Below are 10,592 nucleotides of genomic sequence, written 5' to 3'. Positions count from 1 at the left end.
CTGGAGGATTAGGATGCGTAGTCTGGTTTTGCTGCTGGCGTCATTGGCCCTGGGCGGTTGTATGACCGTCAGTGATATGGCCGAAGGCACCCGCTATCAGATGAGCGATGCCGGGCTGCTCGACCACAGCGATACGCGGCGTACTGCCTCGGTGCGCATACAGCCGGACTCCTTTGTGTTTATCGCCCAAGGCGCCTTCGTGCCGCCGGGCAGCGCCTACCCGCGGCCCAATGTGGTGGCCGAGGAAGCATTCAATGGCTTCGTCGAATATTTCCCCATGGTGCGCCGCGCCCGCCAGCCGGAAGGGCTGGAACAGGCCATGGCCGAAGCCCGCGACGCCGGTGCTCACTACCTGCTGTATTGCCGCTTTGCGGCAGCCGATGACCGCATCGGCAACGCCGACGAGTGGACCGACCAACAAGCTCTGGACCGCCTTGGCCTGGACAGCGGGGTGATCCAAGTCATGTTGATCGAGACCAGCACCCAGTATTTGATTGATACTGCACGTATTCGCAGTCGTGGCGGTTTACTGACGTTCCACGACACATCGCCACAAGATTTGATTGCCCGTCCCCTGGCGCAATATGCCCGCGGTTTACTGGGCATGAGCAATCAGTAAACAGAGGAGCCCGTCATGACCGATTCCGCCAAGGCCAATGATTTATTGGCCCAACTGCCCAAGGGCAAAGGGCCGGCACCGGTGCATCTGTGGAACCCGGCTTTCTGCGGCAATATCGACATGCGCATCGCCCGTGACGGCACCTGGTTCTACCAGGGCACGCCCATCGGGCGAAAGCCGATGGTCAAGCTGTTCTCCAACATCATCCGCCGCGATGGCGATGATTATTTCCTGGTGACGCCGGTGGAGAAGGTCGGCATCCAGGTCGATGATGCGCCCTTTGTCGCCATGACCCTGGACGTGCAAGGGCAGGGCGAAAGCCAGGTTTTGCGCTTTACCACCAACGTCGATGAACAGGTCGAGGCAGGCCTCGAGCACCCGCTGCGGGTGGTGATCGACCCCGTCACCCAGGAACCGGCACCCTACGTGCGCGTTCGCACCAATCTTGAAGCCCTCGTGCATCGCAACGCTTTTTACCAGTTGGTGGAGCTGGCCGTGAGCCGTCCGATCAACGGTCAAAACTGGCTTGGCGTATGGAGCAGCGGGGAGTTTTTCCCCATCGGCCTGGAGCCCTGAGGCGGTTTTTGTCTTCAGCCTGAAATAATCCTCTTGCGGTAAATGCGCGCTTTCGGTTATCAATTTGTACATGATTAGACATGTTCGATTTGATAAGAAAAAACGCGTCGTCGACGAACTCATCCGCCGTATCGAGGGTGGGGTCATGGCCGACGGCTTCCTGTTGCCCGGCGAGCATCAACTGGCCGAGGAATTTGCGGTCAGTCGTGGCACGCTGCGTGAGGCGCTGTCCGAGCTCAAGCGTCGCAACTACATCGCCACCCAAAGTGGGGTCGGCTCGATCGTCACCTTTGACGGCATGGTGCTGGACCAACGCAGCGGTTGGGCCCAGGCCTTGGCCGATACGGGCGCCCAGGTAAGCACTGACATCCTGCGTTTCGAGGCCGTCACGCGCCCTGATCTGTTCAGCCGTTTCGGCACCGACCAGTTCATTACCCTCGACCGCCTTCGGCGCACCGCAGACGGCACAGCGGTGTCCCTGGAACGCTCGCTGATGCCGGCCGTTGGCGACCTGGAAAGCCTGCCGCGCATTGGCCTGATCGATAACTCCTTGACCATCACCCTGGCCGCCTACGGCTACGTCGGGGCCGAGGGCGATCAGTGGATCGGTGCCGAGCCGCTGAGTGATGAAGATGCCGAATTACTCGGGCGTCCCAGCGGCACAGTATTTCTCAAGGCTGCGCGCACCACCTATGATCGTCGCGAGCGTTTCATGGAACATGTCGAAAGCCTGCTCGACCCGCTGCACTTTCGCCTGCATCTGCAGTTTGGAGCGTCGAAATGACCCGCGAAAATCGCGCCCTTGGCGCCTTCTATGGCCTGGCCCTGGGCGATGCTTTGGGTATGCCCACCCAATCCTTGAGCCGCGAGCAGGTACAAAAGCGCTTCGGTGCCATCACCGCTCTGGAAGACGCCGACGCCGACCAGCCCATTGCACCGAACATGCCTGCCGGCTCCATCACCGATGACACCGAGCAAGCCATTCTGGTCGCCGAGTTATTGGTGCAAGGCCAGGGCCAGATCCAGCCCGCTGTGCTTGCCCAACGCTTGATCGATTGGGAAGCGGGCATGCGCGCCAAAGGCTCCCAGGACTTGCTCGGGCCGTCCACCAAGCGCGCGATCGACATGATCCTCGCCGGACATACCCCGGAGGAATCCGGGCGCTACGGCACCACCAATGGCGCGGCCATGCGCATCACCCCGGTGGGCGTCGCCGCTGATGTCAGCGACCCGGGGCGGTTTATCCAGGCGGTGATCCAGGCGTGCCAGGTCACCCATAACACCAGCTTGGGTATTTCCAGCGCTGCGGCCGTGGCGGCAGTGGTCTCGGCCGGCATCAATGGCGTGGACCTGGGGGAAGCCCTGAATATCGGGACCCAAATGGCTCGGCAGGCTGAAAGCCATGGTCACTGGATCGCGGGTGGACGCATTTCTACCCGCATTAGTTGGGCTCGTACTCTAAGCGTCGGCAGCGGCGATAAAGCGTTGTTTGCCGACCTGCTTTACGAGTTGATTGGTACTTCGGTGGCTTCCCAGGAATCGGTAGTGGTGTCGTTTGCCCTGGCGCAGCAAGTGGCATCGGGCGACATGAACGCCTTCGAAGCCCTGTGCCTGGCAGCCAGTCTGGGTGGCGACACCGATACCATTGCCGCGATCCTCGGCGCCATGCTGGGGGCGTGCCTGGGCATGCAGTGCTGGCCTGAGGCGTTGGTTGAACAGGTCAAGCGAGTCAATGGCCTGGACTTGCAGCCGCTGGTCAAAGCCTTATTGGCCTTGCGATAAACACGGAACTAATTGTGGGAGCTGGCTTGCCTGCGACAGCGGTTTTCCAGTGGCGGATGAGCTGGTTGCCCCACCGCAATCGCAGGCAAGCCAGCTCCCACATTAAAAAGCGTTGGGTCAGGAAGACCGGATAAAGATTCGACTCGCTGCCACAACCACAACAATACAGGCACCAGGAGCACCCTTTCATGAGCAGCCCCTCTTCCGGCCAAAGCGCTGGGCAATTGGAAACACGCGGCATCGAGCCGGTCCCGGAAGGCGAGTGCAACGGTCATCCGCTGCAACTGTTCTGGGTGTGGTTTGCGGCCAATATCAGCATCCTCGGTTTGCCCCTTGGCGCGACGCTGGTGGCGTTTCGTGGCCTGGCCATCTGGCAGGCGATCATCGTTGCGATTCTTGGCGCCGCTGGCTCCTTTGCCGTGGTGGGCATTATCTCCATCGCTGGCCGCCGCGGTCGCGCGCCCAGCCTGACCTTGTCCCGCGCCATCTTCGGGGTGCGCGGCAATATCGGCCCGACCTTGGTGTCGCTGATGTCGCGCCTGGGTTGGGAAACCGTCAACACCACCACCGCAGCCTTCGTGTTGCTGTCATTAAGCTCCATCCTGTTCGGCTCGGCAGTGGAGGCGAAAAGCGCGCCGGTGCTCACCCTGATCTTCATTGCCATCTTCGTGCTGCTGACCCTGGCCGTATCGGGCCTGGGCCACGCCACGTTGCTGGTGATCCAGAAGTGGGCGACCTACGTCTTCGGCGGCTTGAACATTCTGGTGGGCGGCTTTCTTTGCGCCACTATCGACTGGAGCGCGGTGTTCAACGCCACCCCCGCGCCGTTGAGCGCGATGATCATTGGCGTGGGCACCATGGCTGCCGGTACCGGTATCGGTTGGGCCAACGCCGGTGCAGACATGTCGCGTTACCAGCACCGCAGCGTCAAGGCCGTGCGCCTGGTGGCCTCCGCTGCGTTTGGCGCAGGCATCCCGCTGGTGCTGTTGATCACCCTCGGCGGCCTGTTGTCGGTGGGCAACAATGACCTGGCGTCGGCCACCGACCCCATCATCGCGATCCGCGACATGCTGCCGACCTGGATGGCCGTGCCGTACCTGATCACCGCGTTCGGCGGGCTGTTGCTGTCGAACAACCTGTCGGTGTATTCGGCCGGTCTCACTACCTTGACCCTGGGCTTGAAGGTCAAACGCGTGCATGCGGTGATCGTCGATATCGTCGCGATCTTTGCCGGCTCCATCTACTTCATGCTGATCGCCGACAGCTTTTATGGCCCGTTCATCACCTTCATTTCGCTGCTGGCGGTGCCGATCACGGCGTGGGTCGGGATCTTCGTGGTCGACTTGATTCACCGGCATTACTACAGCCCCACCGACCTGCTGGACGTCAGCCCCAGCAGTGCCTACTGGTATCGCGGCGGCGTGGAGTGGCGCGCATTTGGCGCCTGGGCGGTGGCCATTGTGTTGGGGTTCAGCTTCACCACCATTGGCACCACCGCCGAAAACATCTGGTTTGCCGGGCCGCTGTCCGACTCCTGGCTGGGCCATAACGGCCTGGGCTGGATCGTAACCTTCCTGGTAGCGGGCGGAATATATGCAGTATTGGGCGGGGCGTCTGACCGTCGTCCGGCTTTAGTCGAGAGCGCCAATGTCTAGATTGCTGCACACCGGCCAGGTCATTGTCGACCTGGTCATGGGCCTCGACACCCTGCCGGCAAGCGGCGGTGACGTGCTGGCCAACTCCGCCAGTTTTCAAGTGGGTGGTGGTTTCAACGTAATGGCTGCGGCGCGGCGCAATGGGTTGTCGGTGGTTTACCTGGGTCGCCATGGCGAGGGGCGCTTTGGCGAGCTGGCGCGTGCCGCGATGCAGGCCGAAGGTATTGAAATGGCCTTGGCGGCCAGCGCAGGCAAAGACACCGGCTTGTGCGTGTCGCTGACTGAAGCCAGCACCGAACGCACCTTCATCTCCCATCTCGGCGCCGAGGGTGAGTTGAGCGCTGACGACTTGGCTCGGATCGTCCCGCGTGTCGATGATTACGTATACGTCAGTGGCTACAGCTTGCTGCTTGAAGGTAAGGCGCAGCCTTTGCTTGACTGGTTGCAGGCGCTACCGCGAGAGATCGTGGTGGTGTTCGACCCAGGCCCGATGGTCAAGGCGCTGGACTCCGCGTTGATGCGCGCGTTGTTGCCGCGTATCGACATCTGGACCAGCAATGGCCCTGAAGCCCTGGCGTTTACCGGGGCGGCGGATATGAGTCAGGCGCTGCCCATGCTCAATCAGCACTTGCAGGCACTGCTGGTTGTGCGTGATGGGCCAAATGGTTGCTGGGTAGGGCGAGGGGCACAGATCGAGCATGTCCCTGGATTCAAGGTTCAGGCCGTGGACAGCAATGGCGCGGGGGACGCACATGCGGGAGTATTTATTGCCGGGTTGGCGAATGGCTTGAAACCGGTTGAGGCGGCGCGTCGAGCGAACGCAGCGGCGGCATTGGCGGTAACCCGCTGGGGGCCAGCGACCTCGCCCGGCACTGCTGAGGTCGATGCATTAGTGGCTGAATAAACGAGGCCCAAAAACGTGGGAGCGGGCTTGCTCGCGAAGGCGGTGTGTCAGTTAAAGCATGTGCTGACTGATACTCCGCCTTCGCGAGCAAGCCCGCTCCCACAATGGGTTCTGCGTTTAGCCTGCTTTTTTCAGGGCTTGGATCAACTCATCTTTGCGCATGGTTGAGCGTCCTGAAATATTCTTTTCCCGCGCCTCTTTCATCAAGCTTTCCTTGGTCTGCGTACCCAATGAAGCGCGACTGCTGCGCGGGTGGCCTTCACGGCTGGCAGCGGCGCGCTTGGCCGATTCCTGCCGGTCCTGGGCCTTCTTGGTCGGTGCTTTGCGCCTGCCTGATCCGCCGGTTTTCTCACCGCCGCCAGACTGTTTGTTCACGGTGGCCCAGGCACGAGCTTCGGCTTCGTCCTTGGGCAACCCTTTGTGCTCATAACTGTCTTCGATATGAGCGGCCTTGCGTTTCTGTTCGTCGGTGTATTTGGCTTTGCTTCCACGAGGCATCGCTAAAACTCCTTCTGGCCCCAGTCGCGGGGCCAGGCCAGAAATGGATTACTGAGTACTTTGGGCGTCGAGCTTGCGCGCTTCATCCACACCAGAAGCGGTGAGCTTGATCGGCAGGTTCAACGCGTATTCGCCGGCGTCGTCGGTGGTCACATGCCCATCCTTGATCAGCCCGCGGTCTTGCAGGAACGCCAAGACACTGGCGACCTCTTTTTCACCGCGGTAATTGTCCAGCACCTCCTTGCCCAAGCCTTGCGGGTGGGCGTGCAGCAGGCGGGTGAGGACTTCTTTTTCAAGGTTTCTATCGACGTTCATGCGTACCTCTTCACGGGGAAATGGTCGGGTGTAGGTCGTACCAAGGGTGCATCAAGGCGCTGGTTGTTTCTGCGCGCCCGGGATGTTCGAGTCGTCGCCCTTGTTGATCTTCGGCTCATTGTTGCTCGTGCCTGGGCCCATCTTGCCGTTGCCCACGGCCGCCGGTGCCTGGCGCTGGGTATCGTTGCCTTTGGTGCGTGGGTCAGCGCTGTTGTCGATGATCGCGCCACCGTTGGTGTCCATGCCGGTGCCCATGGATTTTTGCGACTCGGTGGTGGCGTCCGGCGTTGGATCGGTGGGGCCGGTGGTCGAGCTGGCCGCGAAGGCGCTCAGGGACGCGGCAGACAACAGGCCGGTGAGGGCGAGGGCAGCAAATTTGGAATTTTTCATCAGGGTGTCTCCATATGATTAATGTCCTTACCCTGTATTGGTCTGCCCGCGATTGTTGATCGTGCCGGGAGGGCGACGAACGGTATCAGCTCACCTGTATCACTTTGTGTGCCGATACTCGGCGCGCTATCAAGCGTGCCACCGTGATCGCCCAGTTGAGGGCCGCGATCACCAGTACGCTCAGCATCATTGTCGCAAGGCCGAAGTCGACGATGATCTTGCCTGCGAGCCAGGGAAACCCGAAGACGCCGATAAAGTACGCCAGGCTGAACAACAACAACGCCTGGGAAGTGGTGCCGCTGGGCGCTTCGTTGGCCACCAGGCCGTTGATCACTGAATACGTCAGGCCATACCCGATCCCTAGCGTGGCGGCGGCGAGCACATAACTGAGGTTGCCGCTGACACCAAACGCGAACAGCGCGATCGCGCCGAACATCACCCCCGATAACACACAGGCAGCCTGGTACGCATCGCGCTTGACCACGAAGCCTGCGATCAGCAAGCGGCTGGTGATTGCTGCTGTCAGGAAGCCCGCGAAGAACAGTGAATAGTCGAGCTTATGAGCCACGGCATAGCTGGTCTGGAACGAAGACAGTCCCCCGAATACGCAGCCACCCAGGCCGACCATCAGGATGGCGAACGCCGCCTTGGAAGACAGTATGCGGCGGCTTGCGCGCCAGGAAATCCTGGCGGTTGGCATATTCGCGTGCTGTCGCAACCGGGAGCCCATGCGCCAGAACATCACCACCCCGGCGAGGCTGGCGAGCCCGGCGATATAGAACGCGGTGGTCAGGGGCAGGTCCAGCGCAGTGGCGGCGCGTCCCAGCAAAGGGCCGGAACCTATGCCGCTCAACATACTGCCCGAGAGCAAGGCGAAATATTTGGCCCGCTGGCGTGGTTCCACTAGCAGCGTCACGATGATTGGGCCCAGGGTATAGAACACGCCCCAGCCCAAGCCAAGGGACAATCCAAACAGCATCAAGCCTTGGCCAAACCCCGGCGTCAGGGCAAACCCCAGGCAGGCCACCACCAACAATAGGCCGGTACTCGCAATTGCTCGCGCCGCGCCCAGCGCATCAGCCAGGTGCCCGGAAAACACGACCGCCACAAAAGTGCTGAGCATCGCCGTGGCAATGACACTGCCCGCGTCGTGTTCATTACCGCCACGGGCATGGATCAGCAGTGACAACAAAAAGGTCGAACCGTAAGACAGTGACAGCAGGAAGCTGGCTAGGCAGAACAGCGCGAATGTCTTGGTGCCCACTGGTGGCGTGGCGTGCATGAGCAGGTCTCTGATCGTTGGATTTATGCCCATTGTTTACCATGGGCGTGCGCAGGCTTTGTTCTGTGGTTGCCGATGCTTGCATCACCCCGCACCGGAGTGAAACGCGCTCGTCGGCATCAATTGCACTGCAAACGGCCATCAAATCGCCTTAGTATGTGGCCTTTGAATTTGCCCAAGGCTCGCCCATGACCATCGAGATTCGCCCCGCCGTGCCCAGCGATGCTGCGCAAATCCTGACCTTCATCACTGAGCTGGCCGAGTACGAGAAAGCCCGGCATGAAGTGATCGCCAGCGTGGTGGACATCGAACGCAGCCTGTTCAGCGAAGGTGCCACGGCCCATGGCCTGATCTGCTTGCGCGATGGATTGCCGATTGGTTTTGCGGTGTTCTTTTTCAGCTACTCCACGTGGCTGGGTAGTAACTGCCTTTACCTGGAAGACCTGTATATCAACCCGGAACAACGCGGCGGTGGCGCCGGCAAGAAGTTGCTGCGTCACCTGGCCAAGATCGCCTGCGACAACGGTTGCGGGCGCTTTGAGTGGAGCGTGCTGGACTGGAACGAGCCCGCGATTGCCTTCTACAAATCCATCGGCGCCCAGCCTCAGGAAGAATGGGTGCGTTATCGCATGGAAGGCGATGCCTTGCGCGACTTCGCCCTGGGCTGAAGCTTCTTTCGTAAAGTCCCTAAAGACCCAATGTGGGAGCGAGCTTGCTCGCGAATACGGTGTATCAGTCAGCACATGCTTTAACTGACACACCGCATTCGCGAGCAAGCCCGCTCCCACATTTTTAGATTTGCTCATTATATGGGACGATAATTTATATATTGAGATATTTCAGTCGATGGGTTTATAGTCGCCAGCATCAGCACTCACTACAAAAAATAAAAAGGTGAAGCGATGCAGGCACATCCGTTGTCCCTACCCGCCGTGCCCGAGCCCACTTACGGCGAGCGGCTGAAGAACAAGGTGGTGATCATCACCGGCGCCGCCCAAGGCATTGGCGAAGCCATCGTTGCCTGTTTCCAGGCTCAGCAGGCGCGGTTGATCATTGCTGATATCCAGGGCGACAAAGTCGAGAAGGTCGCCGCCCATTGGCGCGAACGCGGCGCGCAGATTTACGCCCAACCGGTTGATATCACTTCCAAGGAACAATGGCAGGCACTGGTCAACCTGGCCATCGAGTGCTTTGGCCGCGTGGATGTGCTGGTCAACTGTGCCGGGGTCAATGTGTTCCGTGACCCGCTGGAGATGAGCGACGAGGACTGGCGCCGCTGTTTCGCCATCGACCTCGACGGCGCCTGGTACGGCTGCCGTTCGGTGTTGCCGCACATGATCGAGCAGGGCATCGGCAACATCATCAATATCGCGTCCACCCATTCCAGCCACATCATTCCCGGTTGTTTTCCTTACCCTGTCGCCAAGCACGGCCTGCTCGGCCTCACCCGTGCCTTGGGCATCGAGTACGCGCCCAAGGGCATTCGCGTGAATGCCATCGCCCCCGGCTATATCGAAACCCAGCTCAACGTCGATTACTGGAACGGTTTCCCAGACCCCCACGCCGAACGCCAGCGCGCGTTCGACCTGCACCCGCCCAAACGCATTGGCCAGCCCATCGAAGTGGCCATGACGGCTCTGTTCCTGGCGACCGACGAGGCGCCCTTTATCAATGCCACTTGCCTGATGATCGATGGCGGGCGGTCTGTGATGTACCACGACTAAAGCGTTTTTCAATAACAAGAAGGAGGTGGTCCATGTTCAAGCAAACACTCGGTGCCGTGGCACTGGCGATGGCGTTCAGCGGCTGGGTATCGGCTGAAGAAGTGAAGATCGGTTTCCTGGTCAAACAGGCTGAGGAACCCTGGTTTCAAACGGAGTGGGCATTCGCGGAAAAGGCCGGCAAAGAGCATGGTTTTACCGTGATCAAAATCGCCGTGCCCGATGGTGAAAAGACCTTGTCGGCTATCGACAGCCTGGCCGCCAACGGCGCGAAAGGCTTTGTGATCTGCCCGCCAGACGTGTCCCTGGGCCCGGCCATCGTCGCCAAGGCCAAGGTCAACGATTTGAAAGTGATGGCCGTGGATGACCGATTTGTCGATGCCAAAGGCAACTTTATGGAAGAGGTGCCGTACTTGGGCATGGCCGCATTTGAGGTGGGCCAGAAGCAGGGCGCTGCCATGGCCGCCGAAGCGAAAAAACGCGGTTGGGACTGGAAGGACACCTACGCGGTGATCAACACTTTCAACGAGCTCGACACCGGCAAGAAGCGCACTGACGGCTCGATCAAATCCCTGGAGGAGGCCGGTATTCCGAAGGATCACATCCTCACCGCTGCGCTGAAAACCCTCGATGTGCCCGGCAGCATGGACGCCACCAACTCGGCCCTGGTCAAGCTGCCGAGCGGGGCGAAGAACCTGATCATCGGCGGCATGAACGACAACACCGTGCTCGGTGGCGTGCGCGCCACTGAGAGCGCCGGCTTCAAGGCCGCCAACGTGATCGGCATCGGCATCAATGGCACCGACGCCATCGGCGAATTGAAGAAAGCCGACAGCGGTTTCTTCGGCTC

The 10,592-nt window shown here is 60.5% G+C and carries 13 protein-coding genes; 9 read left to right on the top strand and 4 right to left on the bottom strand.

Annotated features, from left to right (window positions below; translation table 11 throughout):
- The first annotated feature begins 13 nt into the window (after positions 1-13).
- From E1K68_RS20785 to E1K68_RS20760, 6 genes are all read left to right on the top strand, one after another.
- Positions 14-619: a DUF4823 domain-containing protein gene (locus E1K68_RS20785; RefSeq protein ID WP_003193513.1), complete on the top strand. Its 606-nt coding sequence runs from the start codon at positions 14-16 to the stop codon at positions 617-619.
- Between the two features lie 15 nt (positions 620-634).
- Positions 635-1,195 (top strand): DUF1285 domain-containing protein, encoded by a 561-nt coding sequence (locus E1K68_RS20780; protein WP_212614605.1) that lies wholly within the window; start codon positions 635-637, stop codon positions 1,193-1,195.
- Between the two features lie 70 nt (positions 1,196-1,265).
- Entirely contained in the window at positions 1,266-1,979 is a 714-nt protein-coding gene (locus tag E1K68_RS20775; RefSeq protein ID WP_003193511.1) for a GntR family transcriptional regulator, read from the top strand.
- The gene (locus E1K68_RS20770) at positions 1,976-2,977 is read left to right on the top strand and encodes an ADP-ribosylglycohydrolase family protein (RefSeq protein ID WP_003193509.1); all 1,002 of its coding nucleotides are present in this window, start codon (positions 1,976-1,978) and stop codon (positions 2,975-2,977) included. The genes E1K68_RS20775 and E1K68_RS20770 overlap by 4 nt, the downstream gene beginning before the upstream one ends.
- Before the next feature lie 188 nt (positions 2,978-3,165).
- Positions 3,166-4,632, top strand: coding sequence for a cytosine permease (locus E1K68_RS20765; protein WP_003193507.1), 1,467 nt, complete (start codon positions 3,166-3,168; stop codon positions 4,630-4,632).
- Positions 4,625-5,536: a PfkB family carbohydrate kinase gene (locus tag E1K68_RS20760; RefSeq protein WP_032895689.1), complete on the top strand. Its 912-nt coding sequence runs from the start codon at positions 4,625-4,627 to the stop codon at positions 5,534-5,536. Before E1K68_RS20765 ends, E1K68_RS20760 begins: the two co-directional genes overlap by 8 nt.
- 117 nt (positions 5,537-5,653) lie before the next feature.
- Here the strand turns inward: E1K68_RS20760 and E1K68_RS20755 are convergent, their stop codons facing one another.
- The 4 genes from E1K68_RS20755 to E1K68_RS20740 all read right to left on the bottom strand — a co-directional run bounded on the left by E1K68_RS20755 (position 5,654) and on the right by E1K68_RS20740 (position 8,021).
- On the bottom strand, positions 5,654-6,034 hold the full coding sequence (locus E1K68_RS20755) for a Rho termination factor N-terminal domain-containing protein (RefSeq protein WP_003193505.1): 381 nt from the start codon (positions 6,032-6,034) through the stop codon (positions 5,654-5,656).
- Between the two features lie 48 nt (positions 6,035-6,082).
- Positions 6,083-6,349, bottom strand: a complete 267-nt coding sequence (locus E1K68_RS20750) for a hypothetical protein (RefSeq protein WP_032895690.1) — start codon at positions 6,347-6,349, stop codon at positions 6,083-6,085.
- A 51-nt stretch (positions 6,350-6,400) separates the two neighbouring features.
- Positions 6,401-6,739 (bottom strand): hypothetical protein, encoded by a 339-nt coding sequence (locus E1K68_RS20745; protein ID WP_003193500.1) that lies wholly within the window; start codon positions 6,737-6,739, stop codon positions 6,401-6,403.
- 85 nt (positions 6,740-6,824) lie between these two features.
- The gene (locus E1K68_RS20740) at positions 6,825-8,021 is read right to left on the bottom strand and encodes an MFS transporter (protein WP_003193498.1); all 1,197 of its coding nucleotides are present in this window, start codon (positions 8,019-8,021) and stop codon (positions 6,825-6,827) included.
- Between the two features lie 188 nt (positions 8,022-8,209).
- On the opposite strand from E1K68_RS20740, the gene E1K68_RS20735 reads away from it, so the two are divergent.
- The 3 genes from E1K68_RS20735 to E1K68_RS20725 form a co-directional block, all read left to right on the top strand.
- Positions 8,210-8,689 carry a GNAT family N-acetyltransferase gene (locus E1K68_RS20735; protein ID WP_003193496.1) on the top strand — a complete coding sequence of 160 codons (480 nt, stop codon included), beginning with the start codon at positions 8,210-8,212 and terminating at the stop codon, positions 8,687-8,689.
- A gap of 234 nt (positions 8,690-8,923) precedes the next feature.
- Positions 8,924-9,745: an SDR family oxidoreductase gene (locus E1K68_RS20730; RefSeq protein ID WP_212614604.1), complete on the top strand. Its 822-nt coding sequence runs from the start codon at positions 8,924-8,926 to the stop codon at positions 9,743-9,745.
- 32 nt (positions 9,746-9,777) lie between these two features.
- Positions 9,778-10,592: substrate-binding domain-containing protein (locus tag E1K68_RS20725; RefSeq protein WP_212614916.1), on the top strand; the 815-nt coding region annotated here is incomplete at its 3' end.

This window comes from Pseudomonas sp. B2021, from assembly GCF_018135665.1.
Taxonomy (GTDB): domain Bacteria; phylum Pseudomonadota; class Gammaproteobacteria; order Pseudomonadales; family Pseudomonadaceae; genus Aquipseudomonas; species Aquipseudomonas lactis.
This window is presented reverse-complemented; position numbering and strand designations above follow the sequence as displayed.